General features: G+C 69.0%; 18 protein-coding genes. 8 read left to right on the top strand and 10 right to left on the bottom strand.

The genetic code is table 11. The features are described 5' to 3' along the window. Positions 1 to 10 precede the first annotated feature (10 nt). The 5 genes from metG to ACZL02_RS05855 all read left to right on the top strand — a co-directional run bounded on the left by metG (position 11) and on the right by ACZL02_RS05855 (position 5,998). Positions 11 to 1,549 carry a methionine--tRNA ligase gene (metG, locus tag ACZL02_RS05875; RefSeq protein ID WP_472937657.1) on the top strand — a complete coding sequence of 513 codons (1,539 nt, stop codon included), beginning with the start codon at positions 11 to 13 and terminating at the stop codon, positions 1,547 to 1,549. After that, positions 1,549 to 2,355, top strand: coding sequence for a TatD family hydrolase (locus ACZL02_RS05870; RefSeq protein ID WP_472937656.1), 807 nt, complete (start codon positions 1,549 to 1,551; stop codon positions 2,353 to 2,355). The genes metG and ACZL02_RS05870 overlap by 1 nt, the downstream gene beginning before the upstream one ends. Continuing rightward, positions 2,352 to 3,164: an MBL fold metallo-hydrolase gene (locus ACZL02_RS05865; RefSeq protein WP_472937655.1), complete on the top strand. Its 813-nt coding sequence runs from the start codon at positions 2,352 to 2,354 to the stop codon at positions 3,162 to 3,164. The genes ACZL02_RS05870 and ACZL02_RS05865 overlap by 4 nt, the downstream gene beginning before the upstream one ends. 127 nt (positions 3,165 to 3,291) lie before the next feature. Continuing rightward, positions 3,292 to 4,896 carry a GMC family oxidoreductase gene (locus ACZL02_RS05860; RefSeq protein WP_472937654.1) on the top strand — a complete coding sequence of 535 codons (1,605 nt, stop codon included), beginning with the start codon at positions 3,292 to 3,294 and terminating at the stop codon, positions 4,894 to 4,896. Positions 4,897 to 4,909: 13 nt separating this feature from the next. Next, positions 4,910 to 5,998 (top strand): enoyl-CoA hydratase/isomerase family protein, encoded by a 1,089-nt coding sequence (locus ACZL02_RS05855; RefSeq protein WP_472937653.1) that lies wholly within the window; start codon positions 4,910 to 4,912, stop codon positions 5,996 to 5,998. A gap of 83 nt (positions 5,999 to 6,081) precedes the next feature. On the opposite strand, the gene ACZL02_RS05850 is transcribed toward ACZL02_RS05855, so the two are convergent. Further along, a complete protein-coding gene (locus tag ACZL02_RS05850) occupies positions 6,082 to 7,509 on the bottom strand; it encodes a PepSY-associated TM helix domain-containing protein (RefSeq protein WP_472937652.1) in 1,428 nt (475 codons plus the stop codon). Positions 7,510 to 7,615: 106 nt separating this feature from the next. Beyond that, the gene (locus ACZL02_RS05845) at positions 7,616 to 8,020 is read right to left on the bottom strand and encodes a hypothetical protein (protein ID WP_472937651.1); all 405 of its coding nucleotides are present in this window, start codon (positions 8,018 to 8,020) and stop codon (positions 7,616 to 7,618) included. Between the two features lie 248 nt (positions 8,021 to 8,268). Between ACZL02_RS05845 and gnd the strand changes: the two genes are divergently transcribed. Beyond that, entirely contained in the window at positions 8,269 to 9,246 is a 978-nt protein-coding gene (gene gnd / locus ACZL02_RS05840) for a phosphogluconate dehydrogenase (NAD(+)-dependent, decarboxylating) (protein ID WP_472937650.1), read from the top strand. Between the two features lie 80 nt (positions 9,247 to 9,326). Here the strand turns inward: gnd and cydX are convergent, their stop codons facing one another. From cydX to ACZL02_RS05825, 3 genes are read right to left on the bottom strand one after another with little or no spacing between them, the layout of a single operon-like run. Further along, complete coding sequence (cydX, locus tag ACZL02_RS05835) at positions 9,327 to 9,470, bottom strand: cytochrome bd-I oxidase subunit CydX (RefSeq protein ID WP_472937649.1); 144 nt, start codon at positions 9,468 to 9,470, stop codon at positions 9,327 to 9,329. Positions 9,471 to 9,506: 36 nt separating this feature from the next. Next, positions 9,507 to 10,655: a cytochrome d ubiquinol oxidase subunit II gene (gene cydB / locus ACZL02_RS05830; protein WP_472937648.1), complete on the bottom strand. Its 1,149-nt coding sequence runs from the start codon at positions 10,653 to 10,655 to the stop codon at positions 9,507 to 9,509. 29 nt (positions 10,656 to 10,684) lie between these two features. Continuing rightward, positions 10,685 to 12,286 carry a cytochrome ubiquinol oxidase subunit I gene (locus ACZL02_RS05825; RefSeq protein WP_472938140.1) on the bottom strand — a complete coding sequence of 534 codons (1,602 nt, stop codon included), beginning with the start codon at positions 12,284 to 12,286 and terminating at the stop codon, positions 10,685 to 10,687. A 120-nt stretch (positions 12,287 to 12,406) separates the two neighbouring features. Here ACZL02_RS05825 and cydD point away from each other — a divergent pair, with 120 nt between their 5' ends. Next, a complete protein-coding gene (cydD, locus tag ACZL02_RS05820) occupies positions 12,407 to 14,185 on the top strand; it encodes a thiol reductant ABC exporter subunit CydD (RefSeq protein ID WP_472937647.1) in 1,779 nt (592 codons plus the stop codon). After that, complete coding sequence (gene cydC, locus ACZL02_RS05815; RefSeq protein ID WP_472937646.1) at positions 14,182 to 15,840, top strand: thiol reductant ABC exporter subunit CydC; 1,659 nt, start codon at positions 14,182 to 14,184, stop codon at positions 15,838 to 15,840. The genes cydD and cydC overlap by 4 nt, the downstream gene beginning before the upstream one ends. A 67-nt stretch (positions 15,841 to 15,907) precedes the next feature. On the opposite strand, the gene ACZL02_RS05810 is transcribed toward cydC, so the two are convergent. The 5 genes from ACZL02_RS05810 to ACZL02_RS05790 are packed head-to-tail and all read right to left on the bottom strand — an operon-like array spanning position 15,908 to position 21,852. Further along, complete coding sequence (locus ACZL02_RS05810) at positions 15,908 to 17,149, bottom strand: c-type cytochrome (protein ID WP_472937644.1); 1,242 nt, start codon at positions 17,147 to 17,149, stop codon at positions 15,908 to 15,910. Next, positions 17,146 to 17,892 (bottom strand): cytochrome c oxidase assembly protein, encoded by a 747-nt coding sequence (locus tag ACZL02_RS05805; protein ID WP_472937643.1) that lies wholly within the window; start codon positions 17,890 to 17,892, stop codon positions 17,146 to 17,148. Before ACZL02_RS05805 ends, ACZL02_RS05810 begins: the two co-directional genes overlap by 4 nt. Next, positions 17,889 to 18,266, bottom strand: coding sequence for a hypothetical protein (locus ACZL02_RS05800; protein WP_472937642.1), 378 nt, complete (start codon positions 18,264 to 18,266; stop codon positions 17,889 to 17,891). Before ACZL02_RS05800 ends, ACZL02_RS05805 begins: the two co-directional genes overlap by 4 nt. Continuing rightward, positions 18,266 to 20,830, bottom strand: a complete 2,565-nt coding sequence (ctaD, locus tag ACZL02_RS05795; protein ID WP_472937641.1) for a cytochrome c oxidase subunit I — start codon at positions 20,828 to 20,830, stop codon at positions 18,266 to 18,268. Before ctaD ends, ACZL02_RS05800 begins: the two co-directional genes overlap by 1 nt. Beyond that, on the bottom strand, positions 20,827 to 21,852 hold the full coding sequence (locus ACZL02_RS05790; RefSeq protein ID WP_472937639.1) for a cytochrome c oxidase subunit II: 1,026 nt from the start codon (positions 21,850 to 21,852) through the stop codon (positions 20,827 to 20,829). The genes ctaD and ACZL02_RS05790 overlap by 4 nt, the downstream gene beginning before the upstream one ends. Between the last annotated feature and the right edge of the window lie 74 nt (positions 21,853 to 21,926).

Below are 21,926 nucleotides of genomic sequence, written 5' to 3'. Positions count from 1 at the left end.
AGAAGACACGATGGCCGAACGCTATTACCTCACCACCGCCATCTCCTATCCCAATGGCAAGCCGCACATCGGCCATGCCTACGAGCTGGTGGCGACCGACGTCGTCGCGCGCTTCAAGCGGCTCGACGGCTATGACGTGATGTTCCTCACCGGCACCGACGAGCACGGCATGAAGATGCTGCAGACGGCGCGCAACGAGGGCGTCGAGGTCAAGGCCCTGGCCGACCGCAACGCCGCGGAGTTCCAGCGCATGGGGCAGGCCGTCGGCGCGTCGAACGACGACTTCATCCGCACCACCGAGCCGCGCCATCATGCCGCCAGCCAGGCGATCTGGAAGCGCATGCAGGATGCCGGCGACATCTACAAGGACAGCTACGCCGGCTGGTACTCGGTCCGAGACGAGGCCTATTACGCCGAGGACGAGACCACCGTCCGCGAGGATGGCGGCCGCTTCAGCCCGCAAGGCACGCCGGTGACCTGGGTCGAGGAGGAGAGCTACTTCTTCCGCCTCTCGGCCTTCCAGGACCGGCTGCTGAAGCACTACGAGGAAAATCCCGCCTTCATCGGCCCGTCCGAGCGGCGCAACGAGGTGATGTCCTTCGTCAAGTCGGGCCTGCGCGATCTCTCGGTCTCGCGCACCACCTTCGACTGGGGCATCCCGGTGCCGGGCGACGAGAAGCACGTGATGTACGTCTGGGTCGACGCCCTGACCAACTACCTCACCGCCACCGGCTACCCTGGAGAAGGCGAACGCAGCGCCTTCTGGCCGGCCGATCTCCACATCATCGGCAAGGACATTGTTCGCTTCCATGCGGTCTACTGGCCGGCCTTCCTGATGTCCGCGGGCCTGCCGCTGCCGAAGCGCGTCTTCGCGCACGGCTTCGTCTTCAACCGCGGGGAGAAGATGTCGAAGTCGGTCGGCAACGTCGTCGACCCGCTAGCGCTGATCGAGGCTTACGGGCTCGACCCGTTCCGCTACTTCTTCCTGCGCGAGGTGCCTTTCGGCCAGGACGGCAACTACTCGCACGAGGCGATCGTCAACCGCACGAACTCCGAACTCGCCAACGACCTCGGCAATCTCGCGCAGCGTTCGCTGTCGATGATCAACAAGCACTGCGAGGCCAAGGTGCCGGTGCCCGGCGCCTTCACTGCCGAGGACGAGGCCATGCTGACGGCGAGCGCGTCGCTGCTCGTGAAGGCGCGCGAGGCGATCGACCGACAGGAGATGCACGCGATGCTGGCGCCGATCGTCGCCGTCGTGTCCGAGGCCAACCGCTACTTCGCCGGACAGGAGCCGTGGGCGCTGCGCAAGAGCGATCCCGCCCGCATGGCGACGGTGCTCTTCGTCACCGCCGAGACGCTCCGCCGCGTCGCGATCCTGCTCCAGCCGGTGATGCCGGGCTCGATGGCAAAGCTCCTCGACATCCTCGGCGTCGGCGCGGACGAGCGGAGCTTCAACGAGCTGGTGCCGGATGCGGCGCTGGTCTCCGGCCGCGACATGCCGGCGCCGGCCGCGATCTTCCCGCGCTACGTCGAGCCGGAGGCCTGATGCGGGACCTCTTCCTCGTCGACAGCCACTGCCATCTCGACTTCCCCGATTTCGAGGCCGAGCGCAGCCAGCTCGTCGCGAACGCCGCCGAGAACGGCGTCGGGCTGATGGTGACGATCTCGACCTATGTCAGCCGCCTCGAGCGGCTGACGGCGCTGACCGACGCCTATGCCAACGTCTACGCCTCGGTCGGCACCCACCCGGTCAACGCCGGCGAGGAGCCGGACGTCTCGACCGAGGAACTGGTGCGCCTCAGCCAGCACCCGAAGATCGTCGCCATCGGCGAGGCGGGGCTCGACTACTTCCACGACAGCGCCCCGCACGATCTGCAGGCCGCGGTGTTCCGCCGACACATCGCGGCGGCGCGCGAGACCGGGCTGCCGCTGGTGATCCATTCCCGCCAGTCCGACGACGACATGGCGGCCATCCTGAAGGACGAGAGCGCCAACGGCGCGTTTCCATTCATCCTGCACTGCTTCTCGGCCGGCCGGGCGCTTGCGGAGACGGCGCTGACGCTCGGCGGCCACATCTCGTTCTCCGGCATCCTCGCCTTCCCGAAATCGACCGAAATCCGCGCCATCGCCGCCGATGTCCCGATGGAGCGGCTGCTGGTCGAGACCGATGCGCCCTATCTCGCGCCGCCGCCGTTCCGCGGCAAGCGCAACCAGCCGGCCTATGTCCGCCACACCGCAGAGGTGCTGGCCGGGGTGAAGGGCGTCGACCTCGCGGGGATCGCCGCGGCCACCTCCGACAACTTCTTCAAGCTGTTCGCAAAGGTGCCGGACCCGCGGAGCGCGGCTGCGTGAGCGCGACGCTGCGCCTGACCGTGCTCGGCTGTGGCTCCTCGCCCGGCACGCCGCGGATCAACGGCGACTGGGGCGCCTGCGACCCGCAGGAGCCGCGTAACCGCCGCCGCCGCTGCGCCGCCCTCGTGCAGCGCATTACGGGCGAGGGCACCACGACGGTGGTGATCGACTGCGGTCCGGATTTTCGCGAGCAGATGCTGTCGGCCGAGGTTTTGCGCATCGACGCCGCGGTCATCACCCACCCGCATGCCGACCATATCCACGGGCTGGACGACCTGCGCGGCTACGCCCTCGACACCGAGCGCCGGCGCATCGCGGTCTTCTCCGACGACGAGACGCATGCGCGGCTGCTCGAGGCTTTCGGCTATTGCTATGAGACACCGCCCGGCAGCTCCTACGAGCCGATCGCCGAGCACCGGCGGATTATCGCCGGAGAGGCGTTCGCGATCGACGGGCCAGGCGGCGCCGTGGTGCTTCGCCCGTTTCGCCAGGTCCACGGCCGGATCCATTCGCTCGGCTTCCGCATCGGCCCCGTCGCCTATTGCAGCGACGTCAGCGACTTCCCGGACGACGCCATTGCGGCGATCACCGGCGCCGAGCACCTCGTCATCGGCGCGCTCCAGCACCGTCACCATCCCAGCCATCTAACGCTTGCACAATCGCTTGGCTGGATCGAACGCTTCGGCGTGCCGTGGGCGACGTTGACGCACATGCACACGCCGCTCGACTACCAGACGCTCTGCGCCGAACTCCCGGCGCACGTCCGGCCGGGCCATGACGGCCTGATGCTGGATTTCCCGGTCGCCTGACGGCTGACACCGGTCGCCGCCGAGAGTTTAAGCCTCCGGCCCGTGACTTTCGGATGCTTTGCGCGCGCGCCGTCAGCGGCTACAACGGTCACTGCGACACGCGGCCAACGCGGCGCCGGGAGGATGCATGCAAGGCGAATACGACTACATCGTCGTCGGGGGCGGCAGCGCGGGCTGCACGCTCGCCAACCGTCTCTCGGCCGAGGGACGCCACACCGTCCTCCTGCTGGAAGCCGGCGGGCGCGACAACCATCCCTGGATCCACATCCCGGTCGGCTATCTCTTCTGTATCGGCAATCCGCGCACCGACTGGTGCTTCACCACCGCACCGGAAGCCGGGCTCGGGGGCAGGGCGCTCGGCTATCCGCGCGGCAAGGTGCTCGGCGGCTGCTCGTCGATCAACGGCATGATCTACATGCGCGGCCAGGCCCGCGACTACGACCTCTGGCGGCAATCCGGCTGCACCGGCTGGGCCTGGGACGACGTGCTGCCCTTCTTCAAGCGGTCGGAGGACTATTTCGCCGGGGCCGACGAAATGCACGGCGCCGGGGGCGAATGGCGCGTCGAGGCGCAGCGGCTGCGCTGGGACGTGCTGGAGGCTTTTCGCAGTGCCGCCGAGGAGTACGGCATTCCCCCGGTCGAGGATTTCAACCGCGGCGACAACGAGGGGTCCTCCTACTTCAAGGTCAACCAGCGGAACGGTTTTCGCTGGAACACCGTCAAGGCCTTCCTGCGCCCGGCGAAGGGGCGTCCCAATCTCACCGTCGCGACCTCCGCGCATGTGCGCCGCCTGGTCATTGGCGGGGAGGGCGAGGAGCGCCGCGTCGAGGCCGTCAGCTTCGAGCAGGGCGGCACCGTCCACACGGTGCGCTGCCGCCGCGAGGTGGTGCTGTCGGCCGGCGCCATCGGTTCGCCACAGCTGCTGGAGCTCTCCGGAATCGGCAACCCGGCGGTGCTGGCGGAAGCCGGCGTCGACACCCTGCTCGCCCGTCCGGCGGTTGGCGAAAACCTGCAGGACCATCTACAGCTGCGCTGCGCCTACAAGGTCACGGGCATCCCGACCCTCAACGAGAAGGCGACGAACCTCTTCGGCAAGGCGATGATCGGGCTCGAATATCTCGTCCGCCGCTCCGGCCCGATGTCGATGGCACCGAGCCAGCTCGGCATCTTCACCCGCTCCGACAGCTCGTTCGATACCGCGAACCTCCAATACCACGTGCAGCCGCTCAGCCTCGAGAAGTTCGGCGAGCCGGTGCATGCCTTTCCGGCCTTTACCGCCAGCGTCTGCAATCTGCGCCCGGAGAGCCGCGGCACCGTCCACATCGAGAGCCCCGACCACCGGCGACAGCCCTCGATCCGGCCGAACTACCTCTCCAGCGAGACCGACCGCCGCGTCGCCGCCGATTCCATCCGCATCACCCGGCAGATCGTCGGCCAGCCGGCCTTGCGGCCCTACCGGCCGGAGGAGTTCAAGCCGGGCCCGCGCTACGAGACCGAGGCCGAGCTGGCGGAGGCGGCCGGCCTCATCGGCACGACGATCTTCCACCCCGTCGGCACCTGCCGCATGGGTGCCGATGCCGCGAGCGTCGTCGATCCCGAGCTGCGGGTTCGCGGTGTCCGCGGCCTGCGCGTCGCCGACGCTTCGGTGATGCCAACGATCGTCTCCGGCAACACCAACTCGCCGACCATCATGATCGCCGAAAAGGCGGCCGCAATGATCCTCGCGGCCTGACCGGAAGCTAGGCATGTCGCTCATTCAACCGCTTGTCCTAGCTGAGCGCGCCGGCGCCGCCGGCATCATCCGCCTCAACCGGCCGAAGGCGATGAACGCGCTAACGCTGCCGATGGTGCGCCTCATCCGGCGGGCGCTCGACGCCTTCCTCGCCGATCCCGCGATCGGGCTGGTCGTGCTCGCGGCGGTGGAGGGGCGCGCCTTCTGCGCCGGCGGCGACATCCGCGCGTGCGCCGAGAGCGGCAAGTCCGGTGACGGTGTCGCAGAAGCCTTCTGGCGGGAGGAATACGAGCTCGTCTCCCGGCTTGCCGCTGCAGAAAAGCCGGTCGTTGCCCTGATGGACGGCATCGTCATGGGCGGCGGCGCGGGCCTCGCAATGCACCTGAAGCACCGCGTCGTCACCGAGAAGGTCCGCTTTGCGATGCCGGAGGTCGGCATCGGCTTCCTGCCCGACGTCGGCGCGAGCTTCCTGCTGCCGCGGCTGCCGAAGGACATCGGCCACTACCTCGCGCTGACCGGCCAGCCGATCGGGCCCGGCGACATGCTGGCAGCAGGTGTGGCGGACCATTTCGTGCCGTCGGCAGCGCTCTCCGATCTTCTGAAGGCGCTGACCGGGACGCCCGCCGCCGGCCTCACCCCTGCGGACGTGTCTGCGCTGATCGCCGGGATGGCCTCGACGTCCGAGCCCGACATCTTTGGCCGCCATGGCGATTTCATCCGGCGGGTTTTCGCGGAGCCCGATGTCGCGGCGATCCGGACGGCGCTCTCGGCAGTCCCCTCCGGCGATCCCAATGCAGCTTTCGCCAAGGCGACCGCGGCTTCCATCGACGGCGCTTCGCCGTTCTCGCTCACCTTGACCGCGGCGCTGCTTCGACTCGGTGCAGCGCCGGCGACACTCGAGGAATGCCTCGTCCGCGAGTACCGCGCCGCTTGCTTCTGCCTCGGCGCGCCGGACTTCCACGAGGGCGTTCGCGCCGCGGTGGTCGATAAGGACCGCACGCCGCTCTGGCCGTCGAAGGCGCCGGGCGTCCCGCTGCCGGCGATCGAGGCGATCCTCGCCCCGCGCGACGGCCAGCCGGACCCGGCCTTTCCGGGCGGCTGAAACCGAACCTTTCCGCCTGTCGCCGCCGAAATTCGCACGCTGGCGGATTTAAGCGGCGCGAGCGTCCCCGCGCCGCCGAAAGCTCAGGACATCACGCGCCGCAAGGCCGGGACATTCCGGACGACGAGGAGATCGAAAGCCAGCATCGCGAGGATCAACAGGCCGCTCAGCGGAAACAGCACGCCGAAGGCCAGCGCCATCGCCCAGAGCGCGCCGTAGACCTTGCGGCTGGTCGGATAGGGCGGCACGCCCATGCGCCCGGAAGGCCGCCGCTTCAGCCACATCACGACCGCCGCCACCGACATCAGGATGATCGACAGGCACGTCGCCAGCATCAGCAGCTGGTTGGCGAGGCCGAATTCCTGGCCCATGTGGATGTTGATCCCAAGCTCGGTCAGCTTGGCCACAGCGCCGTAATCCTTGTAGCCGACGTCGACGAGCGGGCTGCCGCTGTACTGGTCGAGGTGGATGGTCCGCACCTTGCCGAGGTCGTCCGGAAAGATCGCGGCGGTGTAGACGCCAGATGCGTCGGCCGGCACCGTCATCTCGAAGCCCGGCGAGATGCCGAGCCCCCGCGCTGCCTGCACCGCGCGGTCGAGGCCGATCGGCGCTTTCGCCATGTCCATCCCGGGCATGTCCATCCCAGGCATATCCATCCCGGGCATATCCTTGCCGGACATATCCTTGCCGGAGATCGGCATCGGCGAGGCCTCCATCGTCCAGCCGACCTTGGCGAGCGCATGGTCGGCGTGTTCGCCCGATACCGGCACGTTGTCCCAGAGCGCGGCGGGATAGCTGGTGCCGGTGGCCACCGCGATCCGGGTCAGCGTGCCGCCCCAGAACGACGACCATGGCAGGCCGGACAGCGCGAGGAAGGCGATGAAGAGGCCGGCGAATGCGCCGGTGACCGCATGGGTGTCGCGCCAGAACACCCGCTTCGACGGCGTTCCCCGCACCGTCACGACGCCGCCGCTCTGCCGCCGCGGCCACCAGAGATAGAGGCCGGACACGACGAGGATGATGGCAAAACCCGCCATCGCCTCGATGACCCGGTTGGCGTATTCCCCGACATATTCGAGGCTGTGCAGCTTGCGCACCACCTCGTTGAACTCCTGTCTCTTCACGACGACGTCGAGGACGGTTCCGGTATGGGGGTCGACGAAGGCGTAGGCCGGCCCCGCCGCGGTCGACAGCGTCACCCGGGCGGAAGTCGTCGCGCTGCCGGGATCGCGGAACGCCGTCAGCGTCCCGCCGGGCACGGCTGCGAGCGCGCGGGCGGCGATCTCGCTCTCCGGCAGCGACACGCCCTCCGCCGCCACGACGTTGCGATAGGCGAAGAGGCTGCCGTCGATCTCGTCGCGGAAGAGATAGAGCGAGCCGGTCACGGCCAGGAGAATCATGAAGGGAACCGCCATCAGGCCGGCATAGAAATGCCAGCGCCAGATCGCGCGATAGGTATCGACGGCAAGGATCGGCACGGCACGCGGCGCCGCGGTGAAGAGGTTGGTCATCTCGAAATCTCTGTCCCGTGCGTCCCCCGGCACCGGTCCCGCAGGATCGGGTGCACTCGGAAGACGCCGTCAACCAAAGCAGCGGAGGACATGCCCCCGCGGTGGATCAGCTTTGGAGAGGGGCCGCGGGCGGCGCGCGCGCCTGTCGTCGGCTGTCGGTGCGCGGCTCGCGTGCCGGGACCGGCGCCTCTGCGACGCGTTCGACGCGGTCGGCAAAGCGGATCGGCAGCGAGGGGGCATCGGACGCCGCAAGGGCTGAGGGCACGGCCATGCCGGCCTGGCAGAGGAGGCCGCAGGCGCATTCCGGAATATGGTCGGGGGTGGTCGAGCGGTGCGTCCCGTCCGGCGCCGCGGTGCAGATGATCGCGCCGGGGCCCGCCATCGCCGCCATCGCCGCGGTCGACAGGAGGACCTGGAAGACAAGCGTCAGCATCAGGAGAGCGCACAGCGCACCACCCGATGATCTGTCGCCCGCTATCGCCCGCCAGAACTGCATGATCGTCCATTGCATGGAGCAAGGGGATTGTCGACTGGCGGGAGCGCTGGAAGACAGTCCGACGCTGCGACCGATCCGCCCGGCACACGGCAGCGCGCCGTGCCGCGTGTGGCCAGCGCGGCCGTGGCCTTGCTTGCGGCATGCGGGCCTTCGCACTTGCGAGCAGGACGGGCGAGCCTAGTTCCTGTCGGACGGCACTGCGGCTGCGCCCCGATCCGGGCAGGCCCCGGAAATGCCGAGGCATCAGGATACCGGAGACTTCCATGCAGCTTGCAATGATCGGCCTCGGCCGGATGGGTGGCAACATCGTTCGCCGCCTCATGCGCGGCCATCACAGCGTGGTCGTCTTCGACCGCAATCCGGACGCGGTCGCTGCGCTCGCCTCGGAAGGCGCCATCGGCGCCAACAGCCTTTCCGACGCCGCGGGTAAGCTGCAAGGCCCGCGGATCTTCTGGGTGATGCTGCCGGCAGGCGTGCCGACCGAGAGCACGGTCCAGGACATCCTGGCGAAGGCGGAGGCTGGCGACATCATCATCGACGGCGGCAACAGCTTCTACAAGGACGACATTCGCCGCGCCCGGGAATGTGCCGAGAAGGGCGTCCGGTACGTCGACGTCGGCACGTCGGGCGGCGTCTGGGGGCTCGAGCGCGGCTACTGCATGATGATCGGCGGCGACGCCGACACGGTGCGGTTCCTCGATCCGATCTTCGACACCCTGGCGCCGGGCTATGGCGACGTCGTCAGGACCGCCGGCCGGGATCCCGCCGACGACCGGGCCGAGCGCGGCTACATCCATGCCGGTCCTGCCGGGGCCGGCCATTTCGTCAAGATGGTCCACAACGGCATCGAGTACGGCCTGATGCAGGCCTATGCCGAGGGCTTCGACATCCTCAACTCGAAGGCTTCCACCAATCTTCCCGAGGAAGAGCGCTTCCAGCTCGACCTGCCCGATATTGCCGAGGTCTGGCGCCGCGGCAGCGTGATCTCGTCCTGGCTGCTGGACCTTACCGCGACCGCACTCGTCGGTGACCGCAAGCTGGAGGGCTACAGCGGCAGCGTCGCCGATTCCGGCGAGGGGCGCTGGACGATCGAGGCGGCGATGGAAGAGTCGGTGCCCGCCAACGTTCTGACCGCGGCCCTCTTCGAGCGATACCGCAGCCGGGTCGATTCGACCTATGGCGACCGGCTCCTGTCGGCGATGCGTTTCGGGTTCGGCGGTCACGTCGAGATCCCGCAATAAGCGACTGTCGCACGCAAACGAGAAAGAAGGCGGCATCCCCCCGGGTGCCGCCTTCTTCAATGCCCGGGTCGCGCCTGCCGTCAGGGGCTTGGCGCGGCCCGATGCCCCGATGTTTCGGGGAGCGCTGACAGCCGCAGGTCCTCGCGCATCTCGAACCACATGGCGTTGATGATGGCGAAGGCGCAAGCGAGGCCAACGCCGAGGATCCAGGAGAAATACCACATTTCATCAGTTCCTTACGTGTCTTTCCTCGACCAGGATCAGTAGGCGTTGGGGTTTTTGCCGATGCTGTCCGCCGTCACCGGGCCGCGCATGACCCAGTAGACCCAGCTGGTGTAGGCGAGGATGATCGGCAGGAAGAAGACCGTGGCGATCAGCATGATGAAGAGCGTCAAATGGCTGGACGAGGCGTCCCAGACCGTCAGGCTCATCGCCGGATCGACCGTCGAGGGCATCAGGAACGGGAAGAGCGATACGCCGGCGGTGGCGATGATGCCGAAGATCGCCAGCGACGATCCCGCCAGTGCGGTCCGCCAGTCGCCCTTGCCGAAGCCTGAATAGGCGACGACCGGGCCAACCAGGCCGAACATCGGGGCGACGATCATCCAGGGATGCGCCGCGAAGTTGTCGAGCCAGGCACCGGCGGCGAGCACCACGGTCTTCGTCAGTGGATTGGACGGTCCACCGTCGACATGCGCGCTGGCGATGCGGAAGCCGTCCATGCCGAAAGCCACCCAGAGCCCGGCGAGGGCGAACAGCGACACAGCCGCCAGCGCCGCATACCGCCCGTAGGTCGCCGCGCGAACCGCCACGGGACCCGGACACCGCGCCGCCAGCATCACCGCCCCGTGCGTTACCAGCATGGCGACGCTGAGAAGGCCGGCGATCAGCGGGAACGGCGTCAGGAGGCCGAAGAAGCTGCCCTGGTAGGATGTCCGCATGGTCGCATCGATCGCGAAGGGCACGCCGACCAGGAGGTTGCCGACCGCGACGCCGAAGATCAGCGCCGGCACGAAGCCGCCGATGAACAGGGCCCAGTCCCAGACGCTCCGCCAGGTGGCGTTGTGGATCTTGCCGCGGAACTTGAAGCCGACGGGGCGCAGGATCAGCGCCAGGAGGATGGCGATCATCGCCAGGTAGAAGCCCGAGAAGGAGGCGGCGTAGAGCGCCGGCCAGGCGGCGAAGATCGCCCCGCCGCCGAGGATCAGCCAGACCTGGTTGCCCTCCCAGGTCGGGCCGATCAGGTTGATCGCCTGCCGCCGCTCGGCCTCGGTGCGGGCCGCGAAGGGCAGCAGCGCGCCGACGCCGAGGTCGTAGCCGCCCATGATGGCAAAGCCGATGAGCAGGACGCCGAGCAGCGTCCACCAGATCAACCGCAGCGTGTCGTAGTCGAGGGGAAGGTGGGTCATATCGAGAACTCCTGATGCCTGGAAGCCGGTCAGCGGTCGGGATGGGCTGCGGCGCCCGCGGGAAGGCCTGCCATGCCGCCGCTGCCGCCGAGCACGCCTAGGCCGTCAATCACTCCGGGACGGTCGACCGGACCAAGCTTCACCACCCGCACCATCAGCCAGACCGCGACGATCGCCAGCGTCGTGTAGAGCGTCAGGAAGAAGCCGAGGCTGATGGCAAGGTCGGTGATCGTCAGGCCCGAGGCGGCGTAGAAGGTCGGCAGCACGCCCTCCACCACCCAGGGCTGGCGGCCGTATTCGGCGACAAGCCAGCCGAGCTCGATGGCGATCCACGGCACCGGCAGGCTGTAGAGCGCGATCTTCAGGAAGGTGCAGCTGCGCTCGATGCGGTGGCGCGAGACGATGACGAAGGCGGCGACGAAGAAGGCGATGAGATACAGGCCGACCGCCACCATGATGCGGAAGCTCCAGAACAGCACCGGCACGTTCGGCACCGTGTCGAAGGCGGCGGTGCGGATCTGCTCGTCGGTCGCGAGCGTCACGTCGTCGACGTAGCGCTTCAGCAGCAGCGCATAGCCGAGGTCGTGCCACGTCTCGGCGAAGGCGGCGCGCGCCTCGGCATTGGTGCCGTCGGCGCGGATCAGCTGCAGCGCGGCATACGCCTTGACGCCGTTGCGGATGCGGCCCGCGGCATGTTCCACCAGCGGCAGGATGCCCGGCAGTTCGGTCGACAGCGAGCGCGTGGTGATCAGGCCGAGGACGTATGGGATCTTCAGTTCAAAGCCGTTCGCCTTGTCGCCGGGGATGGCGAAGACGCTGATGCCCGCGGGCGCCGGTTCGGTTTCCCACATCGCCTCCATCGCGGCGATCTTCATCTTCTGGTGCTCGGTCGCGACGTAGCCGCTCTCGTCGCCGAGGACGACGACCGACAGCGAGGCGGCGAGGCCGAAGCTCGCGGCCACCGCCATCGAGCGCCGGGCGAACTCGGAATGCCGGTCGCGCAGCAGGAAGAAGGCGCTGATCGAGATGACGAAGATCGCCCCGGTGACGTAGCCGGCGCTGACGGTGTGGACGAACTTCGCTTGCGCCACCGGGTTGAAGATCACCGCCATGAAGTCGGTCACCTCCATCCGCATGGTGTCCGGGTTGAACACCGAGCCGACCGGGTTCTGCATCCAGCCATTGGCGATCAGGATCCACAGCGCCGAGAAGTTGGCGCCCAGCGCCACCAGCCAGGTGACCACGAGGTGCCCGACGCGGCTGAGGCGGTCCCAGCCGAAGAAGAACAGGCCGATGAACGTCGCCTCAAGGAAGAAGGCCATCAGCCCCTCGATCGCCAGCGGCGCCCCGAAGACGTCGCCGACATAATGGCTGTAATAGCTCCAGTTCATGCCGAACTGGAATTCCATGACGATGCCGGTGGCGACGCCCATGGCGAAGTTGATGCCGAACAGGGTGCCCCAGAACATCGTCATCCGCCGCCAGACGTCGCGGCCGGTCATCACGTAGACGCTCTCCATGATGGCGATCATGAAGGAGAGGCCGATGGTCAGCGGCGGGAAGATGAAATGGTACATGGCCGTCGCTGCGAACTGCAGCCGCGATAGGTCAACGACCGTGAAGTCGATCATGAAGGGGTCCGCCTTGCTGGCCGGCACGCGCCGGTTTCCAGCCTGCCTACGTGGTGCCGGCCCGCTCCGCCTTGATCTGGATCAAGGCCGGTCGCCGGGCATCGCGCTAACCCTCCCGGCATGGATGATCCGACAGATGAACACCGGCGCGCCGCGGCGAAGGCCGAGACCGCCTGGATGATGGGCCTGCGGCGCCAGGGCGGCTTCGCGCTGACGCTGGCCATGGCCGCCCCGCTCGCCGGCGGCGTCGCGCTGATGGGGCAGGCGATGCTGCTCGCCTCCGTGCTCGATCGCGCGATCGTCGGCAACGCCCCGTTGGCGACGCTGCTGCCCGCGATCGCCGGCATTGGCGGACTTCTCGCGGCGCGCGCGCTGCTCGCCTTTGCCGCCGAGCGGGCGGGCATCGCGGCCAGCGAACGCATCAAGCTGGCGGTGCGCGAAAGCCTCTTCGCCGAGCTCCTGGCGCGACGTCCTGACTGGACGGCGGCGCGCTCCTCCGGCGCCCTGTCGGCGGCGATCATCGATCAGGTCGAGGCGCTCGACGGCTTCTTCGCGCGCTATCTTCCGGCCATGGTGCAGGCCTCCGTGCTGCCGCTCGCCTTCGCCGCCGTCGTCCTGCCGGTCGATGCCTTCGTCGGCCTGCTCTTCCTTCTCACCGCACCGCTCATCCCGCTGTTTATGGCCCTCGTCGGATGGGGAGCCCAGGCGGCGACCGACGCGCAGGCCGGCGCCCTGACGCGGCTCTCCGGCTATTTCGCCGACCGGCTCCGCGGCCTCGTCACGCTGAAACTGTTCGGCCGGACCGCGATCGAGGCCGCGGCGATGCGCGAGGCGACCGACGCGTTGCGCCAGCGCACGCTCGGCGTCCTCAGGATCGCCTTCCTGTCCTCGGCGGTACTCGAGTTCTTCGCCGCCCTCGGCGTTGCCGGCGTCGCGCTCTATGTCGGGCTCAGCTATCTCGGCTTCGTCGACCTCAGGGTCGCGCCGCTTAGCCTCGAGGCCGGGCTGTTCTGCCTTCTGATGGCGCCGGAGGTCTACCAGCCGCTCCGCCTCCTTGCCGCGCACTATCACGACCGGGCCCGCGCCAAGGCGGCCGTCGCCGAGATCGCCACCCATCTTGGCGCCTTGCCGGCGATCGGAACCTCAGCCCGGCCGGTCGCCGGGAACGCGGTGGCGCTGGCACCTTCCCGCCGGGGCGGCGGCGCGGCGCTGGAGATCAGCGGCCTTACCTTGCGCACGCCCGGCAGCGGCCGGACCGTGCTGCACTCGGCCGATCTCACCGTCCCCGCCGGGCTGCACCTCGCCGTCCTCGGCCCGAGCGGCAGCGGCAAGTCCACCTTGCTGGAGGCGATCGCTCGCCTGCGAGAATCCGAGGGCACGATCCGGATCGACGGCGTGGCGCCGGCCGACCTCGACGAGACGGCGTTCCGGGCGCGCGTCGCCTTCATCGGTCAGCGGCCGCGGCTGTTCCACGGCACCATCGCCGACAACATCCGCCTCGGCGCAAGGGAAGCCGGCATGGTGGAGGTCCGCGCCGCTGCCCGGCGGGCCGGCGTCCTCGGCTTTGCCGAGAAGCTGCCGCTGGGCCTCTACACGCCGGTGGGGGAGGGTGGTCTGGGCCTGTCCGGCGGGGAGGCGCACCGCGTCGCGCTGGCCCGCCTCTACCTCCGGCAGCCCGGGCTGATCCTCCTCGACGAACCGACCGCCCATCTCGATGCGGAGACCGAGGCGGATGTTCTCGGCGGACTGGCGACGTTCGCGGCCGGGCGCACGATGATCGTCGCCACCCATTCCGCCGCAGTCGCCCGCCGGATGCACCGCGCGGTCCGTCTTGCCGAGGGCCGCCTGTTTCCCGAGCCGACAGTGGACACGACCGGCCTGCTGGAGGGCGCGGCATGAGTGCGCTCTGGTTCTTCCGCCCGCTGTTCCAGCGCCATGCCCCGCGATTTCTCGCAGCCCTTCTGCTGTCGCTCGCGACCCTCGCCGCGGGCGCGGCACTCCTCGGCATTTCCGGCTGGTTCCTCACTGGCGCGGCCCTGACGACGGCCGCCGCCGCCTTCAACCTGTTCGGGCCGTCCTCGGCGATCCGTGGCCTTTCGCTCCTGCGGATCTCGTCCCGCTACGGCGAGAAGCTGATCGGGCACGACGCGACCCTTCGGGTGCTGGCCGACATCCGGGCCTGGCTGTTCGCAGGGCTGTTGCCGGAAGGGCTGTCGGACGTGCGCGGCCTGCGCCACGGCGATCGGGTCTCGCGCCTCACCGCCGACGTCGACGCCCTCGACAGCGCCTTCCTCGTCGCCGTCGGGCCGATGGTGACGGGACTGGTGCTCGGCGCCGGGCTCGCCTGCGTGCTCTTCGCCTTTCTGCCCGTCGCCGGCATGGTCTACGCCGCCAGCACGACGGCAGCAGCCGTGCTGGTGCCCGCCCTCCTCGTCGCCGCCGGCCGAAAGGTCGGGGCGCAAGCGATCGCCGCCTCGGCCGAGGCACGCTGCTGTGTTCTCGACGGAATCGAGGGCCACGCCGATCTCCTCGCTTTCGGTCGCCTCGCCGAGGCCGAGGCCGGGCTCGGCGCGGCGGCACGGCGCATGGGGGTGGCGCGGCGAAGGCTCGCCGGCGCTTCGGCCGCTGCCGCCGTCGCGGTGCAGCTCCTTGCGGCCATCGCCTTGCTCGGCGTCCTCTTCGCCGGCATCGACGCGCTCCGCGACGGTGCGATCGGCGGGCCGCTGCTGGTCGGCCTGCTGCTGGCGGTGCTCGGCAGCTTCGAGGCGCCAGCATCGATCGTGCGCAGCATCGGCCAGCTCGCTATCGCGGCGGCCGCGGCCGAAAGGCTCCGGGCGCTTGGCACCGCCGTGCCCGCCGTGCAGGACGAGGCAGCGCCGCAGCCGCTCCCGCCGGGCGCCGGCTTCGCCTTCGTCGGCGTCGTCTATGGCCATGATCCGGACAGACCGGTGCTCGATGGGCTCTGCCTCAGCGTCGAGGCCGGCAGCCGCGTCGCCATCGTCGGCGAGAGCGGCAGCGGCAAGTCGACGCTTCTGGCGCTGCTCCTCCGGCTGGCCGATCCGCAGAAGGGATCGGTGCTCGTCGCGGGCTGCGACATTCGCCGCACGGCGCAGGCAGCGCTGCACACCCGCGTCGCGCTCCTCGAGCAGAACGCCCCGGTGTTCATCGGCAGCATCCGCGACAACCTGCAGATCGGCCGGGCCGATGCCGGAGAGGGCGCTTTGTGGGAATCACTCGAGCGTGCGCGGCTGGACACGTTCGTGCGCAGCCTTCCGGGCGGGCTCGACACGCTGCTCGGCGAGGCCGGCAAGACGCTGTCGGCAGGGCAGGCACGGCGCCTCTGCCTCGCGCGGACGCTGCTGTCCCCGGCCGCCATCATCGCCCTCGACGAGCCGACCAGCGGTCTCGACCGCGAGACCGAGCTCGCCTTCTTCAGGGACCTCGGCCCGGCGACCGCCGGCCGCACCGTGATCCTCGCCACCCATGCGGCGCTGCCGGACGGCACCGTCGACAGGACGCTCCGGCTGCGCGGCGGCCGGCTGGTTCAGTTATGACGAGAGCTGCCTCCAACGCCGTCAGCGTCAGCCCGGTGAGGCACGACCGTCCGAAGAAGCGCCGAGCCTACCGTCCAGCCGGCAGCGAGGCATACCAGGCGGAAACCGCCGCAATCTGCTCGTCCGTCAGGTGGATGGCGATCTTGTCCATCAGATGCGCGTCGGCAGTCCCGCCGCGCTTGTCGTCGCGCCAGAGCTCGAGATGGGTCGCGGTGTACCACGCCGGCTGACCCGCCAGATAGGGATAGCGCGCCGCTTCTGCGCCGCGGCCGTGGCAGCTGTCGCAGGAGGGAAGCTTGCGTTCTGGCAGTCCCTCCATCGCGATGCGACGACCGAGGTCGACGAGCCCGGCCTGGTCGTACGGAGCGCCATAGGCAGCTGCGTCCGGCACGGTCCTGGCCAGCGCCGTTCGCGTGCGGGCCAGCGCCGAGCCCGGCTCGGCAGGCGCCGGCAGCGCTGCCGAGGTTTCGATTCCCGCCGCGACGATTCCACCCTCCGGGCCTCCCGCGGGCTGCGCGGCGTAATGCCGGGCAAGCTCGGCGAGAACGGCGTCGTCGTAGCGCTTGGCCGGTCCCTGCATGTAGCCACTGTGGCGGGTGCCGCTGGCGAAGGAACGCAAGGTGGCGAGGAGGTAGGCCTCCGGCTGCCAGGCGATGATCGGCACTGCGCCGGCCGCGGGACCCGCGGCATCCGCAGCTCCGCGGCCGCTTTCGCCATGGCAGCGCGCGCAGTCGGCCAGCGCCGAAACGGCGTCGCCGGGACGCGGCATCGGGCGGGGCGCCGAACCGCCGAGGGCCATGTCGGCAAACTGCCCGGGCGACAGCGCGGGGAGGGCGCGCAGGAAGGCGACCATCGCCCAGACCTCGTCCGGACGTTCCTGCGTGACCCAGGCCGGCATGCCGGAGTACTTGATCCCGTGCTGGCCGATCCAGAACAGCTCTCGGTCGCGCCAGCGGCCGACCTGCCGCTCCAGCCTCGGCGGCGGCGGCATCATCGCCTGCGTCACCGGCGATTGCTCGACACCCGGTGCGCCGTGACAGAAGGCGCAGTCGGTGGCGAAGTGTCCGGCGGCGCGCTGGACGAGGGCGGGGTCGTCGAGGTCGATGTCGGAGGGGACCTCGATCCCTGTCGCCTGCGTCACCACGGCGTTGCGCATGGTCCAGTGCAGGAACCAACTGACCGGCGCAAAATGGCCCGACGAGGCGGCGATGGAGACGAAGCCGGACCAGCCGACCACCAGCGCTCCGAGCACGCCCGCGGCTGCCAGCGCGACGAGCTTCTTCCAGGTGAGCGTGAAAGCGATCTTCATGCACCGGCTCCCGGGCGGCTGGGCGATGCAACGCCGGCATAGGCTGCGGAGGGTTCGGCCCCGCTGGGTCCGCGCAGGACGGTGGCAAGGAGGGACAGGCCGCCGGCAAGGTAGCTCGCGCCGCCCACCAGCAGCATGATCACCCCGCCCAGCGCCTGGTCCTGCAGCGGCGTCATCGACGCCGCCGGCGCACAGAGATCGGCGCAGGCGTAGAGCGGACGGGGCGCGAACAGCAGCAAGGCGCCGAGCAGCGTCATGTGCATCGAGGTCACCAGCAGCGCGGCGACGCCGGCGGCGCGGGCCGCCAGGCGATGCGGTCCCGAGGCGGCGCCGAGCGCCGTCATCCAGACAAACAGCCCGGCGCCGAGGAACGACGCCTGTTCGGCGAGGAAGAGCGGCGTCGAGACCCGCGCGGCATTGTGCAGCGCCGGCGCATGCCAGCCCCAGACCAGCGCGAATTCGGCAAACGAGGCGGCGAGTGCCAGTTTCGGCGGGACGCCCTTCAGCGCCCCCGGCCAGAGGCGCGACAGGCCGAGCACCAGCAGCGGCGCCGCGACCGCGACGATCCCCATGTGCACCACCATGTGCGCCGCGAACGAGCCGCGCGAGCGCTCGGGCAAGGGCCCGAGCCAGAGCGCCGCCAACAGTGCGAGGCCCAGGAACAAGGGCCAGAGACGAAGGGCGCCAGATACGCCGCCGGGGGCGACGATGCCAGCGGCGGCGGTTGCGCGGACCGGGGTCACCGGCAATCCACGAAGACCAGCGCCGGCAGCGCGACGAAGATCACGGAGATGAAGGACAGCGCCGCCAGAAGCAGGCTGGAAAACTCCATGAACCGCTCGCGGTCCTCTGCCGTGTCCTCGCTGTGCGGAAAGCTTCCCTCGTTCTGCCGCCATTCGCGGTGGGCGCGAAAGCCGATCAGCGCGATGAACCCGAGCGACACCAGCGTCACGCCGGCGATCGCCAGTCGGCTCTCGCCGATCGTCTCGAAGACCTGGCTATTCGGCGCACATTGAGAGGCCGCGACGACGTAGCAGAACAGGAAATGCAGCGCCCAGATCGTAGGCGTTGCGATCAGCGTCCACAGCGTGTCCCGGGTCTGGTTCTTGAGGTCCATCAGTTGCCTCCCGCGGCCAGCGGGAAGAGGGCGATCGTCGCCAGCGTGACCAAGGCGGTGACGCCCATGAAGTGCCAGTAGAGCGCGACGTTGTGGATATCGATGTCATAGACCGGGGTCAGCAGTCCGCGCAGCGAGCGGGCGAGGCAGTAGAACAGCATCAAGGCGCCGACCGCGGCATGCACCGCCGTCCAGATGCAGAGCGTCCAGACGATCGCGGGATAGACGTGGACGCTCGGCTCGAGGCCCGTCGCATAGGGCGCCCAGAGCAGCGCGCCGCCCGCCGCGATCGCCAGGAAGCCGCCTCCCGCCATGGCAAGCCGTGCCGCTGCGACCCGGCCGGAGCGGTTGAGGGGGAGGGCGATCCGCGCCGCGCCCCAGGCGAGCGCGAACAGCACCAGGGAGACGGCAGGCCAGAGCAACCCCGGCCCCTCGACGCCGGTCGGCGGGAAGTCGGTGTGGATTGTGAAGAAGAAGAAGTAGCCGAAAACCAGGCTGAAGAAGGCGGTGGCGTCGCCGGTCATGGTGATGAACATCGCCCACCAGGACGCCGAGGCCGGACCGGAGGCGTAGAGCGGCAGCGTCAGGCCGAGCCCGACATCCTTCTCTGGCTTCTCCGGGATGAAGGAGGTACCGCGCCAGAGCCAGACGATGATCGAGGCGATGCTGAGGCCGAGGGTGATCAGCGTCGCCGTCCAGTAGTGGAAGGTGGCGAGAATGAACATCGCGCCGGTGACGACCGCGGCGATCATCGGCATGAAGCTCGGGCCGGGCACGCGCAGCACCTGGATCGGCTCGGCGTCGAGAACGCCCGTCACCATCGTCTCGCGCTTCATCTCCTCGGCGTCCGGCATGTAGAAGCGGCCGGCATCGTAGTCGGCGACGAAGTTCTCCTGCTCCCAGATCGGATAGCGCGTGGTGATGATCGGCACCGAGCGCACGCCCCAGGGCTTGCCCGGCATTTCCCCCAGCCATTCCAGCGTTCCGGCATTCCAGGGGTTGCGCTTGGCATAGGGCTCCTTGCCCCGCGGCCTCAGCACGTCGAACACCACGACCAGGAAGCCGGCGGCGAAGATGAAGGCGCCGATCGAGGAGATCATGTTGGCAGTGCCGAGCCCGAGGGCTTCCGGATAGGTCCAGACCCTTCGCGGCATTCCCACCAGTCCCGACCAGTGCATCGGCAGGAAGGCGGTATTGAAGCCGACGAACATCAGCCAGAACGCCCAGCGCCCGAGCTTAGCCGACAGCTGGCGACCGAAGGCCAGCGGGAAGTAGTAGTAGGCCCCGGCCACCAGCGGAAACAGCATGCCACCGATCAGCACGTAGTGAAGGTGCCCGACGATGAAATAGGTGTCGTGCGCCTGCCAGTCGAATGGTGCGAGCGCCACCATCACGCCGGTCAGCCCGCCGAGGACGAAGATCGCCAGCGCGCCGGAGACGAAGAGCATCGGGATCGAGTAGATCACCCGGCCGGTCATCAGCGTGGCGAGGAAGACGAAGATCTGGACGCCCGTCGGGATCGCCACCGCCTCGGAGGCGGCGGAGAAGAAGCCGAGCGAAATGCCCGGCAGGCCCGTCGTGAACATGTGGTGAACCCACAGGCCGAACGACAGGAAGCCGGTGCCGACGGCGGCCAGCACGATCCAGGAATAGCCGAGCAGCGAGCGCTGCGCGAACGTCGGCACGATCATCGCCAGCAACGCGATGGCCGGCAGGAAGACGATGTAGACCTCGGGGTGGCCGAAAATCCAGAACAGGTGCTGCCACAGCATCGGATCGCCGCCGCGCGATGGATCGAAGAACGGCCAGTCGAACAGCCGCTCCAGCTCGAACAGGATGTCGCCGGCGATCAGCGGCGGGAAGGCGAAGAGGATCATCGTCGCGACGACCAGCACATACCAGCCGTAGAGCGGCATCAGGTTGAGCCGCATGCCGGGCGGCCTGCACTTCAGCGTGCCGACGATCAGCTCGACGGCTGCCGCGATCGAGGCGATCTCGATGAAGGAGAGGCCGAGCAGCCAGATGTCGGCGCCGTAGCCGGGCGTGAACCGCTCCTCGGTGGTTAGCGGCGGGTACATGAACCAGCCGGAATTCGGCGCCGAGTTGAAGAACAGCGAGCCGCAGACGAAGATGCCGCCGATCAGGAAGCACCAGTAGCCGAAGGCCGAGAGCCGCGGGAAGGGGAGGTCGCGCGCGCCCAGCATCTGCGGCAGGATGATGATCGCCACCGCCTCGAAGATCGGAACGGCGAACAGGAACATCATCGCCGTGCCGTGCAGCGTGTAGACCTGGTTGTAGAAGGCGGCGGTCAGGAAGTCGTTGTCGGGGACCGCGAGCTGGACGCGGATCATCAGCCCGAGTACGCCGGCGAACAGCATGAAGGCGAAGGCCGTCGCGGTGTACCAGATGCCGATCTCGGTATTGTTGACGTCGGACCAGTAGCGCCAGCCTTTCGGCGAGTCCCAGGTCTTCTCGAGCCGTTCCTCCTGCGCCTTCCGGCGACGGAGGTCTGCTTCTGTGTCCGGCAGTCCGGAGCCGACGGCGGCCTTCTTGGCGTCGCTCATGTAAGGTCTCCGAGCCAGGCGGCGATCGCCGCGGCATCGGCCTCGGACAGGGTGCTGAAGGCCGGCATTTCGACGCCGGGCTTGGTATGGTTGGTCTCACGCACGAAGCGCGAAATGTTCTCCGCCGTCACCGGCAACAGACCGGCCCCCAGCGTCTTGCGGCTGCCGAGATGGGTGAGGTCGGGCCCAACCGCACCGTTCGCCTCCGTTCCGCGCACGGCATGGCAGGCATCGCAGCCGTTCTGCATGAACAGCGGCCGACCGGGATGATCGAGGACCACGGCCGGCTGGGCTTCCGCGGCCACCCGCGCGGCGTAGTCGGCCTCGGAGACGACGACGACCCGGAACCCCATCTGCGCATGCGCCTCGCCGCAGAATTCAGCGCAGACGCCGTTGTAGACGCCGAGCCGCGTCGGCTCGAGCACCAGCCGGTTGACGCGGCCCGGGATCGCATCGGTCTTGCCGGCGATCGATGGCACCCAGAAGGAGTGGATCACATCGGGGCTGCCGATCAGGATCTCCGAGCGCTTGCCGACAGGCAAATAGAGCTCGTTGGCGCTCTCGACGCCGCCCTTCGGCAGCGACTTGGCGACGCCCGGCGTCCCCTCGACCCCGTAATTCACACGCCACCAGAACCGCTCGCCGGAAACGGCGATGATCGGACCGTCGGCTTTGCCGCGCAGGCCTGGCATCATCCCCAGGCCGAAATATAGCAGGGCGCCGAGCGTCACCACGGGAAAGATGCAGCCGCCCCAGACGATCAGGCGCACGCCGGCCCGGTCGCTGTGGCGGCCGGGCTTGACCTTCGTCACGTAGACCGAGATCCCGACGACGATCAGCCAGATCAACGTCGCACCGGCCAGCAGGACCCAGAACAGCATCAGGACGCTGCTGGCTTCCGTGCCCGCCGCGTTGAAGGTCGACTGCTCACCCGAGCACCCGCCGAGCACGGCGAGCCCGGCGATCGCGGACAGGCTGATCGCCGTCTTCCATGCAGATGTACGGACCCGCCGATGGGGCATCGTCGAAGAGGTGGCACAGGCGTGATACAGCGTCTCGTCCTATCGTCGGCTGCGCAGCCCCCGCGGATTCGCCG

Source organism: Mesocryomonas fontinalis (assembly GCF_055730125.2).
This window is presented reverse-complemented; position numbering and strand designations above follow the sequence as displayed.